Annotated in this window: 16 protein-coding genes; 4 read left to right on the top strand and 12 right to left on the bottom strand. The window is 54.1% G+C overall.

Annotation, left to right across the window (positions count from 1 at the left end; genetic code table 11):
• Positions 1-30: 30 nt before the first annotated feature.
• The 4 genes from DYH27_RS09045 to DYH27_RS09030 all read right to left on the bottom strand — a co-directional run bounded on the left by DYH27_RS09045 (position 31) and on the right by DYH27_RS09030 (position 4,799).
• Positions 31-2,424: a putative porin gene (locus tag DYH27_RS09045; protein ID WP_025067709.1), complete on the bottom strand. Its 2,394-nt coding sequence runs from the start codon at positions 2,422-2,424 to the stop codon at positions 31-33.
• Positions 2,425-2,655, bottom strand: a complete 231-nt coding sequence (locus DYH27_RS09040; RefSeq protein WP_004353024.1) for a hypothetical protein — start codon at positions 2,653-2,655, stop codon at positions 2,425-2,427.
• 208 nt (positions 2,656-2,863) lie between these two features.
• Complete coding sequence (locus DYH27_RS09035; protein ID WP_025067708.1) at positions 2,864-3,802, bottom strand: DUF4468 domain-containing protein; 939 nt, start codon at positions 3,800-3,802, stop codon at positions 2,864-2,866.
• 337 nt (positions 3,803-4,139) lie between these two features.
• Positions 4,140-4,799, bottom strand: coding sequence for a hypothetical protein (locus DYH27_RS09030; RefSeq protein ID WP_025067707.1), 660 nt, complete (start codon positions 4,797-4,799; stop codon positions 4,140-4,142).
• 335 nt (positions 4,800-5,134) lie between these two features.
• On the opposite strand from DYH27_RS09030, the gene DYH27_RS09025 reads away from it, so the two are divergent.
• Positions 5,135-5,986: an endonuclease/exonuclease/phosphatase family protein gene (locus DYH27_RS09025; RefSeq protein ID WP_025067706.1), complete on the top strand. Its 852-nt coding sequence runs from the start codon at positions 5,135-5,137 to the stop codon at positions 5,984-5,986.
• Between the two features lie 398 nt (positions 5,987-6,384).
• On the top strand, positions 6,385-8,001 hold the full coding sequence (locus DYH27_RS09020; RefSeq protein WP_025067705.1) for a beta-N-acetylhexosaminidase: 1,617 nt from the start codon (positions 6,385-6,387) through the stop codon (positions 7,999-8,001).
• Between the two features lie 155 nt (positions 8,002-8,156).
• Here DYH27_RS09020 and nadC read toward each other — a convergent pair whose 3' ends face one another.
• From nadC to DYH27_RS08985, 7 genes are all read right to left on the bottom strand, one after another.
• On the bottom strand, positions 8,157-9,023 hold the full coding sequence (gene nadC / locus DYH27_RS09015) for a carboxylating nicotinate-nucleotide diphosphorylase (protein ID WP_025067704.1): 867 nt from the start codon (positions 9,021-9,023) through the stop codon (positions 8,157-8,159).
• 19 nt (positions 9,024-9,042) lie between these two features.
• Positions 9,043-10,035 carry a quinolinate synthase NadA gene (gene nadA / locus DYH27_RS09010; RefSeq protein WP_025067703.1) on the bottom strand — a complete coding sequence of 331 codons (993 nt, stop codon included), beginning with the start codon at positions 10,033-10,035 and terminating at the stop codon, positions 9,043-9,045.
• A gap of 136 nt (positions 10,036-10,171) precedes the next feature.
• A complete protein-coding gene (gene nadB / locus DYH27_RS09005) occupies positions 10,172-11,764 on the bottom strand; it encodes an L-aspartate oxidase (protein ID WP_025067702.1) in 1,593 nt (530 codons plus the stop codon).
• Between the two features lie 192 nt (positions 11,765-11,956).
• Positions 11,957-12,664, bottom strand: a complete 708-nt coding sequence (rprY, locus tag DYH27_RS09000) for a response regulator transcription factor RprY (RefSeq protein ID WP_004353013.1) — start codon at positions 12,662-12,664, stop codon at positions 11,957-11,959.
• A gap of 33 nt (positions 12,665-12,697) precedes the next feature.
• Positions 12,698-14,254, bottom strand: a complete 1,557-nt coding sequence (locus tag DYH27_RS08995) for a sensor histidine kinase (protein ID WP_004353127.1) — start codon at positions 14,252-14,254, stop codon at positions 12,698-12,700.
• A gap of 957 nt (positions 14,255-15,211) precedes the next feature.
• Entirely contained in the window at positions 15,212-16,783 is a 1,572-nt protein-coding gene (locus DYH27_RS08990) for an Rne/Rng family ribonuclease (RefSeq protein WP_013670472.1), read from the bottom strand.
• 318 nt (positions 16,784-17,101) lie between these two features.
• The gene (locus DYH27_RS08985; RefSeq protein WP_004353167.1) at positions 17,102-17,380 is read right to left on the bottom strand and encodes an HU family DNA-binding protein; all 279 of its coding nucleotides are present in this window, start codon (positions 17,378-17,380) and stop codon (positions 17,102-17,104) included.
• 202 nt (positions 17,381-17,582) lie between these two features.
• On the opposite strand from DYH27_RS08985, the gene coaW reads away from it, so the two are divergent.
• A complete protein-coding gene (coaW, locus tag DYH27_RS08980) occupies positions 17,583-18,413 on the top strand; it encodes a type II pantothenate kinase (RefSeq protein WP_025067701.1) in 831 nt (276 codons plus the stop codon).
• A 36-nt stretch (positions 18,414-18,449) separates the two neighbouring features.
• On the opposite strand, the gene DYH27_RS08975 is transcribed toward coaW, so the two are convergent.
• On the bottom strand, positions 18,450-19,877 hold the full coding sequence (locus DYH27_RS08975) for a sodium:solute symporter (RefSeq protein WP_025067700.1): 1,428 nt from the start codon (positions 19,875-19,877) through the stop codon (positions 18,450-18,452).
• Between the two features lie 141 nt (positions 19,878-20,018).
• On the opposite strand from DYH27_RS08975, the gene DYH27_RS08970 reads away from it, so the two are divergent.
• A complete protein-coding gene (locus DYH27_RS08970) occupies positions 20,019-21,380 on the top strand; it encodes a TrpB-like pyridoxal phosphate-dependent enzyme (RefSeq protein WP_025067699.1) in 1,362 nt (453 codons plus the stop codon).
• Positions 21,381-21,465: the final 85 nt, after the last annotated feature.

Below are 21,465 nucleotides of genomic sequence, written 5' to 3'. Positions count from 1 at the left end.
AGATTACCTTATTATATTAATGTGTACAAATCAGTTGAAGAAGTTCCAGCTGATACCGAATCTAAAGATCCGCTGGTTCAAAGGATAATGAGGTGTAAAGAAATAGTCGCCTCCGTCACTGCTGTTCACGTGCGAGAACATTACGAAGAAACGGGTATGCTGGAGCTGGAAGTTGGCGTAGGCATCGAGAACCGGATAATTCCCGATCTTTGTACGGCTTGCTTCCGTCTCCTGTATGCCGAAAGCCCCGATGCCCGGGATATACTCAGGGGCATAATAGTCCGTGAAATAGCGACCGTCCACACCGAGGTCGACATCCAGCACACGGGCGATTCTGAACCGTATGAAGAGGTTGCTGTAGGCATTGAAGAGCGGGACAGGAAGAATGTCATCTTTGCTTGACTTCTGCAGTGTCAGCACATTCTGCCAGTTGAGGATGCCCAGCCGCAGGTCCTGCTGCAGCTGCAGTGTAAGCAGGCTGACAGGACTGCCCGACTGCCTTACATTCAACGCATTGTGCTGTACAAGGTAGTTGTCACCGCTTTTTGTCCGGTCGTTCTGGATTCCGAAATAGGTGTAGTTCTTCAGCACGTCATAGCCTACACGCAGCCGGGTGCGTGTCTTCTTCAGGGAGAACTCGCCCAGGATGCGTGAATGAATCTGCTGGTCGAGATGATTGTCCCACCAGTAATGCTTGCTGTGGAACTGCTCCATGTAGAACGATGCTGCAGAACGGTGCAGGAACGCCGTGGCTGCCAGCTGTACGGTGTCACCCAGAAGCGGGAAGCCGAGGTCGGCATGGCCGTCAATGTGGAACTGTCCGGCTCTGTCCCCGGCCAGCCATGCCTCTGCACTGATGTCATAATGGAACGTGCGTCCTTGCGTCTTCAGCAGCTGACCGCCGACCGAAACGTCGTGCTGGTTCCATTTCTGTTCACCGTCGAAGAATGCGGCGGAAGCTCCTGCAGGAGTAGTCATCACCGGTAATTCGTAATGGCGCAGTTCGTAGGAGACAAATGCTTTCAGCCCGGCCTTCGCCCATTTGTTGAATCCTTCCAGGAGGGCTACGGCAAACGTGTTCCTGAATGCCCAGTGCTTTGTCCGGTCGTAGATGGAGTCGTTGACTGTTGTGCCGTAATTGAAATAGTTCTGTGCATAGAAGTCTTTCGGTGTGTTGTAAGCCTGGTAGATACGGCGGTAATTGTCGAAACGTACGGTATGGATGAAACTCGTGACAGGAACATATTCCTCTTTCATCCATTGCTCTGCCGTCTCTTTTTGTGCATCCTGCTTCCTGAGAGTCTCCATCTGCACGGAGTCTTCAAGATTGACGGTCATGCGGTCGCCAGCCTTACTGCTGTCTGCGACTGCTCCGGCCTGTGCCACGTCACCGGCTATCGCTGCGTCTTCCGGACGTCCGGAAGACCTTTTTTCTTTGTCGTATCTCTCTTCGTCGAATTTCTCTCCGTTAGCCTTTGCACGGCGGCGGGCTTTCTCCTTTTCCTGCTGTTCTTCCTTTGCTTTCTGTGATTTCAGTGCAAACTGCTTTGCCTTGATTTCCTCTTCCGTCATGGGTACTTTCCGGAAGAATCCGAGACTGTACCGGTGGTTGAAGAATACGTGCTGGTTGTCGTTCCTGTTCCAGTTCTTCTGCAGAATCGTAGGTATCTCCTCCTCGCTGTAGGTGTCGTTGAACGACTCGGGATGGGTTATGTAGGCATCATTGGCAATCCCCCCGTTCTCGGCGACCTTCTGGTGGTTCAGCGATAGCAGCAGATGCGCCTGATACCGTTCTCCCAAATAACTCCCCCACATAGTATAGTTGAAGTGGGAGGTGTTCTGGTTGCTGTAGTAGCCGCGTCCGTAAAGGTAGTCGAACTTGAAGCCGAAGCCCCACTCCTTTCCTGCATTGATTGCGAAAAGAGCCTTGAAATGGTCTTCTCCGTTGGTCCGGTTGCCTGCCGTATTATAAGTAAGGACGGTAATCGGCGACAGTGTGGAAGTGAACTGGAAGTCGGACGGCTGTACGATGAACATATCATACAGATCGAGAAAGAAGAACTCTGACTGCGGCCTGCGGTCGATGAAGATGCGGTTCTGACGTGGCGAACCAAGATTGCCGAGAGCGTTATACTCCCCTCGTAGTCCTGTATTCAGCCCCGTGTTCATGAACATGTATGAAAGCGTGTCGGGAACGGCCGGCCTGCGGTCGCCGAAACGCTCGTCGACCGTCCACACCTTCACGCCACGCGGTATTTCCTTGTGCTGGCTTTGTATAGAGTCCGACCGTCCCGTCTTCCTGTTGTTCCTGTAGTCACCGGAAGTGAATGTGCCGTCATCGCCGGACGTACCGTCTTCTATCTGTGCCACCGCTGCGTTGACCGACAGCCCAAGAAAGGCAAGCAAAAAAAAGTATCTCTTCATTCAGCGGATAAAACGGAGTAGGCATTCGATGATTTTGAAAACCATCGCAGCGAGAATGATGACTGTTCCGACGGTTGTCGTGTCGGCGAGGAAGTAGACGGCTACTCCCACGACTGCACCCAGCATGAAGATAATGTTGAGCCACTGCCGGATGTGCAGGAACCGGTCTGCTGGTTCATGTCTGTGTATGCGGTGGTCGGGGCGGCGTGCCGTACTGTTCTGTATTTCCATTTCCTAATTGTTCTGTTGTATGATGAAGATTATATCGGAAGTCCGGGTTGTTCCGTTGTTCCAGGCGGGATGTATCAGGGAGTCCGGTTGTTTCATGAAGACAATATCGGGAAGTCGGGGCGACTGATCCGCAATCTGTAACACACAGGTGCTGTGGCGAGATGTACAGCCCCCGTATGTCCCTTTCCGACTTATTCCCTGTCCTCCGTCACTTCAGAGCTTGGCCGAAACCCTCGAAGATGCTGTTTTTCCGGTCGACGGTAGCACGGCGGAACTTGCCTGATACAGGCAGAAGACGTGTCTGTTTCTTGTTCACGGCATATTTGTCGGTAATCCACGTTTCTGCTGCGAAGTTCGAGATATTGCCCTGTACGTCATAGTTGTAGGTCAGCCGGCTCATGGTCAGCATGGCCTGTCCGTCACGGCAGGTCGCCTGCAGGACATAATTGAAGCGGGTATAATCGAGGGAGAGGAATGACGACGAGAAGATGAGCTTCTCGTGTACTGTTGCAACGATGCTGTGTTCATGTCTGTTTACCAGGGCGACCTTGCTGCCTTCCAGCTGGTTGCTTCCCTGCGTCAGTTCTGTCAGATAGGCATAGGCCTTGTCGTACAGTTCGTCCGCCGTCGCCCCGGGCACCTCCACCTGCTCTGTCCATATTACCTGGCCGTTTATTTCCGGAATGGCATTCTTCTGAAGATAAAGTTCCTTGTTTTCTTTGCTGTCCTTGCCGGGAGTCTGGGCGGCACGTGGCACAGCAGCCGGTGCAGCCGGAACACTCCACGCATCTGCCGCATTCTTCCTGTCGGCATGGTCCTTCTTCGTGTCCGTACCAGCCGGGGCGGTGGCCGTCGCAGTCTGCAGCTTTCCGGCAGCTTCGTTGATGGCGGCGGCCTCATGCTTCAGCCGTTCCGTCTCTGCCTTCGCTTCGGCAATCTTCTTTTCGATATCCTTTGCTTCAGCCGCTTTCCTGGCCCTCGCTTCCGCTTCCGCCTTTGCGGCATTCGCTTTCGCCTCTTCCAGAGCCGCTTTCGCCTGTTCAAGCTGTCGCTGTGCCTGCTCCAGCTTCTGTTCCGGAGTGAGCGTGGACTGTGCCATGCTCATCATCGGCAGACACATGAACAGGAATATCAGAGTCTTCTTCATAATCTCAAACTTTTGTCCAAATAACAATCAGAAGCAAAGATACAAAATAAAACTTAGCTAATCAAGGTTTATAAATACTTTTAACGTTTTCTCGCCAGAGCGTACGCTGTCCGGCAGTCAGGATTCTTTTAGCGCTTCTGTCTGATTTGTCAAAATTGTCAAGATGTGACCGGGCGGATGCAGCTGTCATGTGGGTGCAGCTGTTGCTATGGATGGAGAAAGTGCTTCATAAGGAACGGTCCTGTCGTAGTCATGCTTCGACAGGGCTGTTTTTTTTTATCTGCTACCCTCTCGGTCTGTGCATCCCCGTGTCATGTTCAAAAGAACAGGAGGGAAGTCACTGTTGTCGTCTATGCGTCCGCTGGCGAAGTAACGCCTCCTCTTTCTTCAGGTACGTCTTGCGCAACCGCCGCACCTCAGCCTGATGCCGTGTGTAGGCCGTCGTGTCAGTCACATAGAACTGGTAGCATCTTGAATTCCCGGACTCTCTCATCAGCCCTTCGTTTACCTCCCCGACGACAACGATGCCCAGTCTGTCGTAGAACTTCCATTCGGTCGTCTCCCCGGCCTCATAAGGCAAGGGAAAATCTATCAGCTGCCGTTCCGACAGCCCCCGCTTCTCACAGACGAAGGCGGCCGGACGGCAGCCGCGTTCCCCGCTCAGGACGATATGTGCGTCGTCTTCATACAGTACATCGCGCGGCGAAAAGAAGCCGGCAATGAAAATGTAGGCGATGCCTGCCAGCAGCATGACACCTGTCAGGGCGATACCCAGCAGCACCGCCCCCACCTTGCTGTAGACTGCCACCCAGTCTACAAGCCGTCCGAAGAGATAAACCCACGACGGTGCCGTCCACAGCATGGCATGATAGAGAGCCGTGTCCAGTGTGGCGTTGGGCAGAGCGTTGTCCGGCTGGAAGAAATGAAGCCCTAACCAGCAGAGACTTACGAGGCAGTTCAGACAGATGATGAAATAGAAGAATCGCTTTATCGTCATACGTTTTTACTGATTTTGAGGAAAAAAGAAAAGATGGGCTCATAAGAACCCTTGGCATCTGGCACATTTGTTTCCATATCGGGAAGCCGCCATCCGCCCAGGCTTCATAGGTATGCCCTTTACGGGCTGACGGCTGTCTGCAAATTTATATAAAAGCTGTGATTTACAAGCCAGTTGGATAAAGAAAGTTCTTTGTCTTTAGAGGAAAATAACAGATTATTTTCAGAAAGCGGCTGCAAACCGGCTTTTCTTATGCGTACAGACAAATCATGCCGGTCACACTCGCCTGTTACAAAAAGATTGCGTACTTTTGCGGCACATAAAAACCCAGAATCATGTACAGACTGACAACACTCATCCTTGCAATGCTGCTTACCTGCAGCCTCTCTGCCCAGCAGCTCTATGTGGGCACGTATAACATCCGATATGACAACCCGAATGACCGGAAGGAGGGCAATGCGTGGGCACAACGCTGTCCGCAGCTATGCGACTTCATCAACTTCGAGCAGCCTGCCGTCTTCGGCACACAGGAGGTACTTGCCACGCAGCTGCATGACCTCCTGCAGGGGCTGGAGGGCTATGCCTACATCGGTGTGGGGCGTGATGACGGCAGGGAAGAGGGCGAATATGCGGCAATCTTCTATCGGAAAGACCTGCTGAAACTGCTCGACAGCGGCAACTTTTGGCTCTCGCAGACACCCGACCGCCCTTCGCTGGGATGGGATGCTGCCTGCATCCGTATCTGTACGTGGGGGAAGTTTGAGGACAAGACGACGGGAAAGCAGTTCTATTTCTTCAATACCCACATGGACCACGTGGGCACTGTGGCACGGCGGGAGAGTACACGGCTCATCCTGCAACGCATCGGGCAGCTCGCCAAGTCGCAGCCGACGATTCTGATGGGCGACTTCAACGTTGACCAGACGGACGAGATTTACGGGATATTCTCCCGTTCGGGCATCCTGCGCGACTGCTATGCCCATGCCCGACAGCGCATGGCACCCACCGGTACGTGGAACGACTTTATGCAGGACAGCCGCAGCAATGCCCGCATCGACCACGTCTTCGTCTCTTCCGATTTCGACATTCAGCATTACGCCATCTTCACCAACAGCTACTGGCTCGGCAAGTCACGCCGCAACATCTCCGACCATTATCCCGTCATGGTAAAGCTGTCCTTTTCTTGAGGTTTACTTTCCGGATTCTGAAATATCTTTACATAATCTATAAGGATACAGGGCGTGGTGGAATATGTACTCCCTTTTAAATAGAATTGTAACGGACAGGATTCCAGATGGTTACAGACAGTGTTTGAAAAGAGGCCTGACAGCATTGCAAAAGAGCACTTATTGGCCCCTTACTAAGCCTTGGTTGAAGCCCGACTAAGCCTTGTCAGCACTGCAAGTAAGGGCCGTTTGTATTCCGGTTCTGATTTATTTTGACATGGTCTTGGAACCGGCCTCAACTTTTTCCTTTCTTTTTTTGCAAAATACTTGGATATACTCATCTTTTTTGTACCTTTGCCGCTGTTTCATACCAATCGAATTTATAAAAGCCTAAAACCAGTCATTCAGCAGAGAAAAGAATGAAGAAGATTTTATTTTCCGCAGCCATGATGATGGCGGGTCTCTCGCTTCATGCCGCAGATGCCGACTATCAGGTAGTACCCTTGCCACAAAGCATAACGCCCGGGAAAGGCGAAGCCTTCGTCCTGGACAGAAGCACCGCCGTCAACGTTGCAGGAACGGACGGGGCGATGCTCCGCAATGCCGCATTTCTGAAACAGTACATCCGGGAGGCTACGGGAATCGTAGCCGACGGGACGGACAGGAGAGGCGCAGCCATTACGCTGAAGCTCAATGCGAAGATTGAGAACGAAGAGGGGTATGTCATCACCGTGAAGGCCAAGGGCATTACGGTGGAAGGCAAGACGCCTCGCGGCGTGTTCTACGGCATCCAGACGCTGCGCAAGTCGCTGCCGCTGGAGCAGACGGAGAGGGTCGACTTTCCGGCTGTCCGCATTGCCGATTATCCCCGCTTCAGTTATAGGGGTACGATGCTCGACTGTGCCCGCCATTATTTCAAGGTGAGCTTCATCAAGGAGTTCATCGATATGCTGGCACTCCACAACATCAACACCTTCCACTGGCATCTCACCGAGGACCAGGGATGGCGTGTGCAGATCGATCGCTACCCCAGGCTTGCCGAGGTGGGTTCGAAACGTGCGCAGACAGTCATCGGGCGCATGACGGGACTCTACGACGACACTCCTTACGGCGGCTGTTACACCAAGGAGGATATGCGGGAAGTGGTGAAATATGCTGCCGATCGTTATATCACCGTGATTCCGGAGATTGATATGCCGGGGCATATGCTCGGCGCACTGGCGGCCTATCCCGAGCTGGGCTGTACCGGCGGTCCCTACCAGGTGGCGGAGAAGTGGGGCGTGTTCCCCGACATTCTCTGTGCGGGTAATCCCAAGACCTACGAGTTCGTGTACAATGTCCTCGACGAACTGCTCGAAATCTTCCCGTCGAAATACATCCATCTCGGCGGCGATGAGGCTCCTCGCGACCGCTGGAAGACGTGTCCGCGCTGTCAGGCGGAAATCCGGAGGCTCGGCCTGAAAGGCGCTAACGGATTTCCTGCGGAGGCCCAGCTGCAGGCTTACTTCATGAACCGGGTGGCAAAGCATCTGGCAGAGAAGGGACGCAACATCATCGGATGGGACGAGATTCTCGAGGGGGATGTCGATAAGGGTACGACGGTGATGAGCTGGCGCGGTGTCGCCGGAGGGCAGGAAGCCGCACGGCGCGGACTGGATGCCGTCATGTCGCCGACCAGCTACTATTACCTGGATTATTACCAGACGAAGAACGATGCGCTGACACTCATCGGCGGTCTGCTGCCTGTCGAGACGACCTACGGCTATAATCCTGTGCCGGATGATGCCGCTCCGGAGCTGAAGAAGCATATAAAAGGTGTACAGGCAAACCTTTGGACGGAGTATATCTTCGGGTGCGATCTGGCTTTCTACCAGCTTCTTCCGCGTACCGCAGCCATGGCTGAGACAGGGTGGACAGAGAACGCCAGAAAAGACTTCTCTTCTTTCAAGAAACGCGAGGCACGTCTCAACCTGCTCTACAGGCACTTCGGCTGGAAGGCCTGTCAGGAACTGTTCAAGGAAGAGAAACCTCAATAGAATCTTTCATTGCAGCGGTTTCAGGATATGCCCTGACATGGACAATACGTCCCGTGCAGCTGCCTGCAGAAACGATTTGTCCCCACGGAAACAGATTTCGGTTTCCGTGGGGACAGTCTTTTCCATTCCGTAAGTCCGGTCTGTTTCCCAGATGATTATCTGTCTCCGGAAGCGGCTTTCAGGCTCATGTCAAGTCCTTTGACACTGTGGGTAAGCGCACCGAAGGAGATGAAGTCGACACCGGCCTTCGCATAAGGAATCATCGTCTCGAAGGTGATGCCGCCGCTCGACTCCGTCTCGCAGCGTCCGCCGACCATCTCCACCGCCTTGCGTGTGTCCTCGGGTGTGAAGTTGTCGAACATGATGCGGTCGCAGCCCTCTGCCAGAGCCTCCTCCAGCTCCTTGAAGTTCCGCACCTCACATTCGATCTTGAGCCCCTCCTTGCCGTGTTCCTCGCAATATTGCTTGGCCCGGGAGATGGCATTGTGAATGCCTCCGCAGAAGTCTATGTGGTTGTCTTTCAGGAGAATCATGTCAAAGAGCCCGATACGGTGGTTCATCCCGCCGCCGATTTTTACAGCTTCCTTCTCCAGCATCCTCATGCCCGGTGTCGTCTTGCGGGTGTCGAGGACGCGCGTCTTCGTACCGGCATCGATCAATGCCTGCTGGTATCTGTGCGTCATGGTGGCAATGCCGCTCATGCGCTGCATGATGTTGAGCATGAGGCGTTCCGTCTGCAGCAGGCTGCGTTCGCGCCCCTTTACGCTCAGGGCAATATCGCCGGGCTTCACGTGCGAACCGTCTTCCATGTAGACCTCCACCTGCAGTTCCGGGTCGAAGTGATGGAACACCTTTTTTGCAATTTCTACTCCGGCCAGTATGCCTTCCTCCTTGATCAGCAGCCGGCTCTCGCCCATGGCGTCCGCAGGTATGCAGCAGAGCGTCGTATGGTCGCCGTCGCCGATGTCTTCGCTGAAAGCGAGTTCGATGAGTCTGTCGTTAAGTTCTTCTACAGATAGCATGATGTATTCGATTTTGAAATTATAAACCTAAGCGTCTGGAAATCTCCAGCATTCTCTGGATGGGTCTGACCGCCTTCTCTGCCACTTCGGGCTCTACCTCGATGGAGGGCCACTCGTATTTCAGGCAGTTGTACAGTTTTTCCAGCGTGATGAGCTTCATGTAATTGCATTCGTTGCAGGCGCAGGTGCTGTCGTCGGGCGGTGCGGGGATAAATGTTTTCTGTGGGGCCGACTTCTGCATCTCGGTCAGGATGCCGCTTTCCGTAGCCACGATGAACTCCTGTGCGTCGTCCGTAATGCTGTATTTCAGCAGGGCCGCCGTGCTTCCCACCTTGTCGGCCAGGCTGATGACAGGCCCCTTGCATTCGGGATGAGCCAGTATCTTGGCCGCCGGGTGCTCACGTTTCAGCTGGAGAATCTTCTCCACCGAGAACTTTTCGTGTACATGGCAGGCTCCGTTCCACAGTACCATCTTCCGGCCGGTAAGCCCGTTGATGTAATTGCCGAGGTTCTGGTCCGGACCGAAGATGATGGGGGTGTCTTCCGGCAGGGACTCCACTATCTGGCGTGCATTGCTGCTCGTCACCACGACATCGGTCAATGCCTTGGTGGCGGCCGTCGTGTTGACGTAGCTTACCACCGTATGGCCCGGATGCGCTTTAACGAACGTCTCGAACTCGTCGGCCGGACAGCTTTCCGCCAGCGAGCAGGAGGCATTCAGGTCGGGGACGAGTATTTTCTTCTCCGGACAGAGTATCTTGTTCGTCTCGCCCATGAAATGTACACCGCACATGACGATGATGTCGGCGTCGGTCGCTGCCGCTTTCTGTGCCAGCGCCAGGCTGTCTCCCACGAAGTCGGCCAGCTCCTGGATGACGCCCTCTGTATAGTAATGTGCCATGATGAGGGCATTCTTTTCCTTGCACATCCTGCGTATTTCCGCTTTGATATCTGTGTTTTCAGGGATAGGCTCGTCTATGAAGCCCTGTTCCTGCCATTTCTTGTCTGTCATTTTATTCAATTATAAAGCAAGCAAAGTTCAATTATAATGCGTGCGAGGTACAGTTGTCATGCACGTGAAATGCAATTGTCCGGTGGGGGAAAGTGTCGGCGGCCCGTGTCCTGTATGGTCTTTCCGTTTTCCGTTCTTACTGTTTCCGGTCGTAGGCGTGCTTCGGATAGTCCACGGTATAGTGCAGTCCGCGGCTTTCCTTCCGCTCTATGGCCTGCCGGGTTATCAGGTAGCCGACGTTGATCATGTTGCGCAGTTCGCAGATGTCCTTCGTCGCCTTCACCCGTTTGAAGAGGTCTTCCGTCTCCTCATACAGCAGGTCCAGCCGGTCCCACGCACGCTTCAGGCGCAGGTCGCTGCGCACGATGCCGACGTAGTTGCTCATGATTTCGCCGACTTCCTTGACGCTCTGCGTGATCAGAACGTGCTCTTCATTGGTCATCGTTCCCTCGTCGTTCCATTCGGGAATGTTCGTGTTGTAGTCGTAGCCGTCTATCACCTGGAGGGAATGTTCGGCTGCCGACTTGGCGTAGACGACGGCTTCTATCAGTGAATTGCTGGCCAGGCGGTTCCCGCCGTGCAGCCCCGTGCAGGAACATTCGCCTACGGCGTAGAGCCTGTGGATGGAGCTTTCCGCATTCAGGTCGACCTTGATGCCGCCGCACATATAGTGGGCACTGGGACAGACCGGTATGTAGTCTCTGGTGATGTCGATGCCGATGCTCAGGCATTTCTCATAGATGTGCGGGAAGTGCCGCCTGGTCTCTTCGGCATCCTTGTGCGTCACGTCGAGGCAGACATGATTCAGTCCGTGAATCTTCATCTCGTGGTCGATGGCCCGTGCCACGATGTCGCGCGGGGCCAATGACAGTCGTTTGTCATACTTCTGCATGAACTCCTTTCCGTCCGGCAGGCGTAGCACGCCGCCGTATCCGCGCATCGCCTCGGTGATCAGGAAAGCCGGATGGGTCTCCGCCGGATTGTAGAGGACGGTGGGGTGGAACTGTACGAACTCCATGTCCTTCACGGTTCCCTTGGCCCGGTAGACCATTGCGATGCCGTCTCCTGTGGCGATCACCGGATTGGAGGTCATGGCATAGACGGCTCCCACACCGCCTGTCGCCATGAGCGTGACTTTGCTCAGGAACGTGTCGACTTTCCCGGTCTCGGGGTCGAGGATGTATGCTCCGTAGCATTCTATGTCCGGTGTTCGGCGCGTCACCTGTACGCCGAGGTGGTGCTGTGTGATGATTTCCACGGCGTAATGGTTTTCGAACACGGTGATGTTGCTGTCGTTCCTCACGGCTTCCATCAGTCCGCGCTGTATCTCGAAACCGGTGTCGTCGGCATGGTGGAGGATGCGGAAGTCGCTGTGTCCGCCCTCCCGGTGCAGGTCGTAGTTGCCGTCCTTGTTCTTGTCGAAGTTCACACCCCATCCGACGAGCGACCTGATGGCATCAGGGGCGTTGCATACGACATGCTTCACGGCAGACAGGTCGGAAATGTAGTCGCCGGCGACCATCGTGTCGTTGATGTGCTTCTCGAAATTGTCTACGGCAAGGTTGGTTACGGCTGCCACGCCTCCCTGTGCCTTGGCCGTGTTGGCTTCTTCCAGGGAGGTCTTGCATACAAGTGCGACCTTTCCCTTGCCGCTTTTCGCCACGCTCAGCGCATAGCTCATTCCTGCGATACCGCCGCCGATAACGAGGAAGTCGAATTTGTGTATCATAATTCTTTGTTCTGATATCAATCAAACATCAGTGCAAAAGTAATAAAAAATGCTGTAATACCATTTGAAAAGAAGATTTTAAATCGCCGGAACGGGAAAAAGACAACGCCGTCCTGCCCCTCATGGGGGGAAGGACGGCGTTGTCGTGTGTGCATCTTCCATACAGCAGGGCCGTATGATGGCCGGTACCGTTTACTCCTCGTCCGGTACGATGAGCTTGTAGCCCTTGCCGTGTATGTTGATGATTTCAATCTGATCGTCCGGTTTCAGATGCTTCCGCAGCTTGGTGATGTAGACGTCCATGGAGCGTGCATTGAAGTAGTTGTCGTCGATCCAGATGGTCTTCAGCGCATAGTCACGCTGTAGAATTTCGTTGGCATGGGCGCAGAGCAGGGCCAGGAGTTCGTTCTCCTTCGTGGTGAGCTTGGTGGCCTTCGCCGGGTCACCGTCCAGTGTGAGCAGCTGCTTCTGGGTGTCGAACGTGAAGCGGCCAATCTTGTACATGGTAGACTCCTTGGTCTTCTTCCCCCTGACACGGCGGAGAATGGCCTCGATACGGAACACGAGCTCCTCCATGGAGAACGGCTTGGTGATGTAGTCGTCAGCACCGATCTTGAATCCTTCCAGGATGTCTTCCTTCAGCTGCTTTGCGGTAAGGAAGATAATAGGAACTTCCGTGTTTGCCTGGCGGATTTCCTGTGCAAGGGTAAAACCGTCCTTCTTCGGCATCATGACATCCAGCACGCAGATGTCGTACTTGTTCTTCAGAAAGGCCCTGTAGCCCGCCTCACCGTCGGGGCAGAGGTCGGCCTGATAGCCTTTCGCCTGCAGATATTCACTCAACAGTGTGCCGAGATTCTCATCGTCTTCACACAACAGGATTTTCAAATTCTCATCCATAATCTATACGTGTTAAATGGTTTTTATTCTTGTTTATTCCTCGAATGCTTCATCGCGGATCACCGGGAGCTTGATGATGAACTTCGTTCCCTTGCCGTATTCGCTCAGCACCTTGATCTCGCCGTCGTGCAGGTCGACCATCTTCTTCACGTAGGCCAGGCCGAGGCCGAAGCCTTTCACGTCGTGGCGGTTGCCGGTATGCACGCGGTAGAACTTGTCGAAGATCTTCTTCAGGTTCTCCTTCTTGATGCCCTGTCCGGTATCGCGCACGGAGAGATAGAGGTGCTCGTTCGTGTTCCAGGTCTTCAGGTAGACGTTCAGCGGCTCGTCGGGCCTGGCATACTTGACGGCATTGTCCAGAAGATTGAAGATGACGTTCTGGAAGTGCATCTCGTCGACGTACATTGTCGAATCCACCGCCTCGATGTCAGTGTAGACCTTTCCACCCGTATGCTCCACGCGCAGGCTGAACGAGTTGGCGATGGTCTCCACCATCTCGTTGAGGTCAGTGTACTTCTTCTTCAGCACCGCTTTCTTGCGGTCGTACATGCTCATCTGCAGAACCTTCTCGACGAGGAAGCGCAGCCGTTTCGACTCGTCGTTGATGACACTGCCCAGATGTTCCATCATCTTCGGGCTCTTCGCAAGACTCTTGTCGTTCATCATCTGGGCCGCCAGGGAGATGCTCGCGATCGGGGTCTTCAGTTCGTGCGTCATGTTGTTGATAAAGTCGTTCTTTATCTCGCTGTACCGTTTCTGCCGGAAGATGATGACGATCGTGAAGATGAACGTCACCAGCAGCACGAAAGTGAAGATGATGGACGGAATCATGAAGCGCACGCTGGAGAAGATGTAGTTGTTCATTTCCGGGAAATGCACCTTCACCACGCCCATCCTGTTCACCGGGTCGTTGCGGAAGAGCACCTGTGAGTAGGTGTTCTCCTCGCCGTCGCTGACGTAGTCGGGACAGCGGTAGACCTCGCGTCCGTCCTGTGTCGTCACCGTGAAGTGGTAGGGGATGTTGATGCCGTTGTTCATCATCTCCGCCTTCAGGTCCTGATCCAGCAGCTTGAAGTTGATGCGCTGGCGCAGCGGCTTGTCCGATGCCGAATAGAGGATGTTGTAGATAACCTCTTCCAGCATGGCCTTCTGGTAGACGTAACGGTTGCGGACAATCTCCTGCATATTGCGTTTCGTCGCCGAGAGCGAACTGCTGTCGTTGCGCAGGATCATCGCTTTCGGGGTCAGGGAAGGCTTCGACTGGAGCAGTTTCGCCTCGAAGGACGTGTAGGGCTCTCCCTGGTTGTCGGTGGCGGGTGGCTGGTGGGCTGCCGTGGGGGTGTTGCCCGGTGTCGCCGTCTCCGTGTGCGACATCCGTTCCTTCCTGTTGACATCGTCTTCCAGATAACGAAGGGTCTCGTTCAGCTCCATGTTGCGGGATGCCTGATAGAGGGCGCGGTTGACCGACTCGTCAAACTGTTCCTTCTTCATCTCGGCCATCTCTTCGATGTAGTTGAGCTGGAGCAGAAGCAAGCCAAGGAACGAGAGCCCCATGATCACTGCTATTGTCCAAATTGTCTTCTTCTTCATTATCTCCTGTTTCTTTCATGTATGTACAGGAACAATCCTCATGCGGCATCCTGTTTTCCCTACATGACTGCAAAGATAAGAATTTCTTAATCCATTAACATATAAAGGTTAATTAAACTGGATGTTTTTAACAAGGTTAACTGTTTTTGTCGTTCCAGGTGAATAATAATCAATTATAATTGTCCGAAAACGGCTTGCTGTCCTTTCTGTTCCAGTTCTGGGACGGTCTCTCGGCACCGCTTTCGCATCTGGCCATTCCTGTGACTTCTCCCGGTCGGGGGACTTCACATGAAAAAGGTGCAGTCGACTGTCCTCCCCAGACTTCTGCACGCATCCGTCGGGATCTTCCGGCTTGTACCGCCCGGGTATGGCCCTGCTTTCCGTTCAAGTGTTTTGTACTGATATTTTATCTCCTTCTGGATGGGAAACATCTCTGGGGTTTCGTGGATCCCATGCGGCGGATGAAGATCGGGAGTACAGGGCGGGAAGCGTGGAGAGAAGTTTGCAGATGGCTGGTTTACAGGTATATACATCTCCGGCGGAAAAGGTGCCTGACAACCTTGCAAACAGGCGTTAACTGGCATCGAAGTAGGCCTTGGTTGGGACGCAACAGGGCCTCGGTTGGAAAGGAAGTAAGGCCCTTTTCCGCCGCTGGCATTCCTCCGCCTCTTTCCTGCCGGTTGTCCTGGCCGTGGGAAACGGACTTGCAGCCCTTTGGAATGTAAATTTATTTCCATGTCGTCTGCCATTCTCCTGTTTAGCCATGTTGCTCTGCATCCAGCCTCCTTGGACTTCCGTACAGATCCGGGGCTCTGCCAGCTTCCTGGGGAGAGGACGGGGCGGAAGCCGAGTACAGACCGCATGAACCGGAACGGCCCGCCGTCTCACAATGGAGACAGCGGGCCGTCTGTAGTCTTGTTGGCCTTTCATTTTTATCCAACGACTTAGTTCCGTGTGTCAGGACCTGTCATTCTGTTCTTTCATGTCGATGAACTGCTGTTTCGCATCATAGAACTCATACTGCAGGAAAGCAAGTTTCTGTGAAGGAATGATGTGAACCCCCATCCCGTACTTTATCTGCCACTTTCGTTTCAGGGAGACAAAGCCTTTGTTGATGTAGGCGGCAACATAGGGATGAACGTGCAGATAGAACTTCTTTACTCCGACCTTGTTCACCAGCCGGTCGATCTTCCGTTCCAGCTGGTCGGTGAAGAGAATGCTCGAGCGGATCTTGCCCGTGCCGAAACAAGTGGGGCAGTCCTCGTCTACGTCCACGTCCATTACCGGGCGCACACGCTGCCGGGTGATCTGCATCAGTCCGAACTTGCTCAGCGGAAGGATGTTGTGGCGGGCACGGTCCTTCTGCATGTTCTTGCACATTCGTTCGTAGAGCATCTGGCGGTCTTCGGCCAGATTCATGTCGATGAAGTCGACGACGATGATTCCGCCCATGTCGCGCAGCCGCAGCTGGCGGGCGAGTTCGTCGGCGGCGCCGAGATTGGTGTCGAGCGCGTTCTGTTCCTGTGCTTTCTCCTTCGTCCTGTTCCCGCTGTTCACGTCCACGACGTGCATGGCTTCCGTGTGTTCGATGATGAGGTAGCAGCCGTGTCCGTAGTTGATGGTCTTTCCGAAACTGGACTTGATCTGCTTCGTCACGTCGAAGTTGTCGAAGATAGGCACCTTGCCGTTGTACTTCTTCACGATGCCCGCCTTTTCAGGGGCTATTAGAGAGACATAGTGACGGACGGCGGTGCAGATTTCGTTGTCGTTGACGTAGATGTTCTCGTAGGTCGGGTTGAAGAGGTCGCGCAGCATGGCGACGGCACGTCCTGTCTCCTCGAAAATGAGCTGGGGGCGTTCCTGTGTCTTCTGCACCTTCGTGATGGCCTCGTTCCACCGACTCATGAGCACCTTCATTTCGGCATCGAGTTCGGCGACACGCTTTCCTTCAGCCACCGTACGGACGATTACTCCGAAGTTCTTGGGGGTAATGCTCTGTATGAGCTGCTTGAGGCGCGCGCGCTCCTCTCCGCTTCTGATTTTCGATGAGACGCTGACTTTATGCCCGAAAGGAATCAGCACCAGGAACCTGCCGGCGAAGGATATTTCGCCCGTGAGGCGCGGCCCCTTGGTGGAAATGGGTTCTTTTACGATCTGTACCATCACCTCCTGGCCCACCTGCAGCGTGTTCTGGACGGTGCCGTCCTTCTGCAGGTCGGGAAGGCGGCTGGCCTTCTGAATGGGATAAAGCCGTTTACGGTCGCTCTGGACCTGTTTCAGATACTTTGCATAGGAGCTGAACTGGCTTCCTAAGTCGAGATAATGAAGAAAGGCGTCACGCTCATAACCGACATCTACAAAGCAGGCGTTCAGCCCCGGCATCAGTTTCTTGACCTTTGCCACGTAGATGTTGCCAACCGAGAAGCTGGCCTCTCTCGGCTCGCGCTGGTATTCCACCAGCCGCTTGTCTTCGAGCAGTGCAATCGAAATCTCTTTCGGTTGGGCATCGATAATTACTTCGCTTGTCATCTTCTTCGTTTGTTATAACTATCCTCCCGCTGCCTTCCGTTTCATGGAAAACCGTGCCGGACAATACTTACAGATAATAAAAAGCGGAACCTGTCGTCGCACTTCCAGGGAAGGGAAGTCTGTCGCGATGACACGCCCCGTCATGTTCAGAAAGTCTGTGGAAAGGGCTTTCGGCCTGTGTGGGGCTTACTTGCTCTTGTGCCTGTTCTTTCTTAATCTCTTTTTACGCTTGTGCGTAGCCATCTTGTGTCCCTTTTTCTTCTTTCCGTTTGGCATAGCTTTAAAATGTTTTTAATTTGTTGTTGTATTTATAAGTGATTACTTCTTCATGTCCTCGATGAAAGTCTTCGCAGGCTTGAAACTCGGGAAGTTGTGGGCCGGGATGGTGATGGTGGTGTTCTTGGAGATGTTGCGTGCGGTCTTCTCGGCGCGGTGCTTCACGATGAAACTGCCGAAACCACGCAGGTAAACGTTCTCTTTCTTTTCCAGCAAGCTGCCTTTGATGGCCTCCATGAAAGACTCAACTACAGCTGAAACATCCTTCTTGGCGATGCCTGTAGATGTCGCTATCTCATTGATGATGTCTGCTTTCGTCATTTTGTTTTTTGTTCTTTGTTGATGTTATTCTTTGTTCTCTCGTTATAACGGAGTGCAAAGATACTCATTTTCAGCTTAATAGAGAAATATTTTATGTCTTTTTTGCAAAAACTCCCGGTATCGGTCTTAAACTCTTGTCTTTTTTGTAACTTTGCGGCATGATTTGTCGGAACAGATTTGTCCCATATATTAAATAAGGTGTATGAAGATTTCCATTGGTATAGATGTGGGGATTTCGACGACCAAGATTGTCGGAATCAGAGAGGGGAAAGTGGTGAAACCGCTGCGCATCAAGGCCACCGATCCGGTGACATCGTTGTATGGGGCGTTCGGGAAATACCTGTATGACAACCGGATCGACCTGTCCGATGTCGAGCAGGTCATGCTCACCGGCGTGGGCGCACATTATATCAACAAGCCTGTCTACGGGCTTCCGACGGCGAAAGCCGATGAGTTCCTTGCCGATGGGCTGGGCGCACAGTTTGAATCGAAGCTGCAGCGGATGATAGTCGTCTCCATGGGCACCGGTACGTCGCTTGTACTCTGCGACGGCAATGAAGTGCGCCATGTCGGCGGCATCGGCATCGGCGGAGGTACGCTGAGCGGTCTGTCGCGCCTGCTCCTGAAGACGGACGACTTCAGGGAAATCATCGCTCTGGCCATGAAAGGCGACATATCTCGCATCAACCTGCAGATCAAGGACATCTCCACCAATCCGCTTCCCGGGCTTCCGATGGATGCGACAGCCTCGCTCTTTGCCAATGCACAGGCGAATGCCAGCCGTGAGGATATTGCCCTGGGACTGATAGGGCTGGTGTTGCAGTCTATCGGTTCGGCGACGATTCTGAGTGCGCTGAACAGCGACATCCGCGATTTCGTACTCATCGGCAACCTCACGTTGCTGCCGCAGTGTGAGCTGCTTTTCCCGGTGATGGAGAAGATTTATGATGTCCGTTTCATCATTCCGAAATATTCTGAATACTGCACGGCTATCGGTGCGGCATTGCAGGCCGGCCGGCCGCGAACCGTGTGAGACCGGGCAGAATATGGCCGTGGCAGTGCAGAGACGCTACCGTGCAGAAGCTGTCTGCCCTGACAGCCAGCATCCTGTGAAGGTGATCAGGCCGTTCAGCATCAGCAGTTCGTAGCCGAACCTATAGCCTGTCGTCCTTGATACGACGGCATCCAGGGCAAAACAGAGCAGCGGACTGGCGACTGCCACATAAGGTATGTAACGGTCGTTGACGCTCCGTTTTGTAAGCAGACCGAAGGAAAACAGTCCCAGGAGTGGTCCGTAGGTATAGGAGACGATGGTGTAGATGGCATCGATCAGACTTGTTGAGTTGACCAGACGGAAGACGAGAATGAACAGTACGAATACGACTGACATACCGAGATGTGCCTTCTTGCGCAGCTGCTCGTCCTTCTCCCGGTTGCAGATGTCAACGCAGAAGGTGGTTGTGAGGGCTGTCAGCGCCGAGTCGGCACTGGAAAAACAGGCCGCTACGATGCCGATTGTGAAGAGGATGACCACCCATGTGCCCAGCTGTCCGCCTGCAACCGCCTGCAGCATAAGGTCGTCGGGCAGGTCCGGCAGCGGCTGTCCTGTCCTGCTGTAATAGGTCATCAGCAGCACACCGAGCGACAGGAAGAGCAGATTGGCAGGCACAAAGGCGAATCCGTAGCTGCACATATCCTTCTGCGCTTCGTGCAGGGTCTTGCAGGTAAGGTTCTTCTGCATCATGTCCTGGTCCAGTCCCGTCATGACGATGACGATGAAGATGCCGCTGAGAAACTGTTTCCAGAAGTTCTGCTTCGACATCCAGTCGTCGAAGACGAATATGCGGCTGTGGCTGTCGGCGGCTATTGTGCGGGCTGCCTCGGGGAGTGTCATCCCGAGGGTATCAACCACTTTATATATTATAAGCAGAAGTGCAAGAAGCATGCAGAGGGTCTGGAAGGTGTCCGTCAGCACGAGCGTGCGGATTCCCCCACGGCGTGTATAGAGCCAGATGAGTGCGACAAGGACGACGACCGTCACCGGGAAAGGGACACCGTACGCATCGAGCACGAACTGCTGGAGAATCATGCAGACCACATAGAAGCGGACGGCGGCACCCGTCATCTTGGACAGCAGGAAGAAGCCTGCCCCTGTCTTGTAGCTCTGCCGTCCCAGACGGCCACGCAGGTAGGCGTAGATGGTGGTCAGCCGCAGCCTGTAATAGACCGGAAGAAGCAGGAACGCCACGGCAAAATAACCGAGTATGAAGCCCAGGCAGGTCTGCATATAGGTCATGTCACCCGCCATCACCATGCCCGGGACACTGACGAAGGTGACCCCCGAGATGCTTGCTCCGATCATGCCGAATGCCACCAGATACCACGCCGACCTGCCGTTTGCACGGAAGAAAGCTTCGTTGTCGGCCTTGTGGCCGGTGGCTCTGCTGATTAACAGTAAGATGCAAAAGTATGCAAGAATAGTACCGATGATAATCATAGCGGCGGCAAAATTACGAAAAATATCAGTATTCCGTGCATTTAGAAAATCTTATTTTGTAATTTTGCAGAACGTCCCCACGTCCGGGGAAATCTATCTATCCTATAGAGGAGAACTATCTATCCTATAAAACAGAACAGTATGGCACACCAGAAAAGATACCTGCTCGATGAGCAGGACATTCCCACACAGTGGTACAACATTCAGGCGGATATGCCGGTCAAACCGCTTCCTCCCCTCCATCCTGTCACCCACAAGCCCATGAAAGCCGAGGATCTTGCCGAGATCTTCAGCATGGAATGTTCCCGTCAGGAGCTTGACACGGAGCACGCATGGATTGACATTCCGGAAGAGGTGCTGGATATGTACCGGTATTACCGTTCGACACCGCTCGTCCGTGCCTACGCCCTGGAGAAAGCCCTTGACACGCCGGCCCACATCTACTTCAAGAACGAAAGCGTGAATCCGCTGGGCTCGCACAAGGTCAACTCTGCCCTTCCGCAGTGCTACTACTGCAAGCAGGAAGGCGTTACGAACGTCACCACGGAGACCGGTGCCGGCCAGTGGGGGGCCGCCCTGTCCTATGCCGCGAAGGTGTTCGGGCTGGAGGCGGCTGTCTACCAGGTGAAGATTTCCATGCAGCAGAAGCCTTACCGGTCGCTGATCATGCGTGCCTTCGGTGCGATGGTGGAAGGGTCGCCCTCCATGTCGACGCGTGCCGGCAAGGACATCGTCACCCGCGACCCCATGCATCCAGGCTCTTTGGGAACCGCCATTTCCGAGGCCATCGAGCTGGCCCGGACGACTCCCCGCTGCAAATACACCCTCGGTTCTGTCTTGAACCACGTAGCCCTGCACCAGACCATCATCGGTCTGGAGGCCGAGAAGCAGATGACGATGGCCGGCGAATATCCCGACAAGGTGATTGCCTGCTTCGGCGGCGGCAGCAACTTCGGCGGCATCGCTTTCCCTTTCATGCGGCACAGTCTCCTTGACGGAAGACATACGGAGTTCATCGCAGCAGAACCCGACAGCTGTCCGAAGCTGACGCGCGGCAGGTTCGAATACGACTTCGGCGATGAGGCGGGTTATACGCCGCTGCTGCCGATGTACACCCTCGGACACGATTTCAAACCGGCGAACATCCATGCCGGCGGGCTGCGCTACCACGGTGCCGGTGTCATTGTGAGCCAGCTCATCAAGGACGGCTATATGCACGGCATGGACATCCCGCAGCTGGAGAGTTTCGAGGCCGGCATCCTCTTCTCCCGCACCGAGGGCATCATCCCCGCTCCCGAGAGCTGCCATGCCATCGCCGCCACCATCCGCGAGGCGAAGAAAGCAAAAGAGAGCGGCCGGCAGGAGGTTCTTCTCTTCTGCCTTTCCGGGCACGGACTGATCGACATGACCGCCTACGATTCGTATATCAACGGCGACCTGCAGAACTATACCCTGTCGGACGAAGACATCGTCCGGAATCTCCAGACTGTGCCGAAAGTGTAGCACACCGCACAGAATCCGCCAGGCAGAACCTGACCGTCAGCCCAAAGACAGAAGCCCCCCGCCTTTCCGCAGCATACAGCCATAC

This window comes from Prevotella denticola (genome assembly GCF_900454835.1).
Classification (GTDB): Bacteria; Bacteroidota; Bacteroidia; order Bacteroidales; family Bacteroidaceae; genus Prevotella; species Prevotella denticola.
The sequence above is the reverse complement of the archived record's forward strand: the minus strand, read 5'-3'. Positions and strand labels throughout refer to the sequence as shown.

Bases quoted from the DNA above. Each gene is read 5' to 3' on its own strand.
- DYH27_RS09045 (WP_025067709.1), bottom strand. From the start codon at position 2,424: ATGAAGAGATACTTTTTTTTGCTTGCCTTTCTTGGGCTGTCGGTCAAC.
- DYH27_RS09040 (WP_004353024.1), bottom strand. From the start codon at position 2,655: ATGGAAATACAGAACAGTACGGCACGCCGCCCCGACCACCGCATACAC.
- DYH27_RS09035 (WP_025067708.1), bottom strand. From the start codon at position 3,802: ATGAAGAAGACTCTGATATTCCTGTTCATGTGTCTGCCGATGATGAGC.
- DYH27_RS09030 (WP_025067707.1), bottom strand. From the start codon at position 4,799: ATGACGATAAAGCGATTCTTCTATTTCATCATCTGTCTGAACTGCCTC.
- DYH27_RS09025 (WP_025067706.1), top strand. From the start codon at position 5,135: ATGTACAGACTGACAACACTCATCCTTGCAATGCTGCTTACCTGCAGC.
- DYH27_RS09020 (WP_025067705.1), top strand. From the start codon at position 6,385: ATGAAGAAGATTTTATTTTCCGCAGCCATGATGATGGCGGGTCTCTCG.
- nadC (WP_025067704.1), bottom strand. From the start codon at position 9,023: ATGCTATCTGTAGAAGAACTTAACGACAGACTCATCGAACTCGCTTTC.
- nadA (WP_025067703.1), bottom strand. From the start codon at position 10,035: ATGACAGACAAGAAATGGCAGGAACAGGGCTTCATAGACGAGCCTATC.
- nadB (WP_025067702.1), bottom strand. From the start codon at position 11,764: ATGATACACAAATTCGACTTCCTCGTTATCGGCGGCGGTATCGCAGGA.
- rprY (WP_004353013.1), bottom strand. From the start codon at position 12,664: ATGGATGAGAATTTGAAAATCCTGTTGTGTGAAGACGATGAGAATCTC.
- DYH27_RS08995 (WP_004353127.1), bottom strand. From the start codon at position 14,254: ATGAAGAAGAAGACAATTTGGACAATAGCAGTGATCATGGGGCTCTCG.
- DYH27_RS08990 (WP_013670472.1), bottom strand. From the start codon at position 16,783: ATGACAAGCGAAGTAATTATCGATGCCCAACCGAAAGAGATTTCGATT.
- DYH27_RS08985 (WP_004353167.1), bottom strand. From the start codon at position 17,380: ATGACGAAAGCAGACATCATCAATGAGATAGCGACATCTACAGGCATC.
- coaW (WP_025067701.1), top strand. From the start codon at position 17,583: ATGAAGATTTCCATTGGTATAGATGTGGGGATTTCGACGACCAAGATT.
- DYH27_RS08975 (WP_025067700.1), bottom strand. From the start codon at position 19,877: ATGATTATCATCGGTACTATTCTTGCATACTTTTGCATCTTACTGTTA.
- DYH27_RS08970 (WP_025067699.1), top strand. From the start codon at position 20,019: ATGGCACACCAGAAAAGATACCTGCTCGATGAGCAGGACATTCCCACA.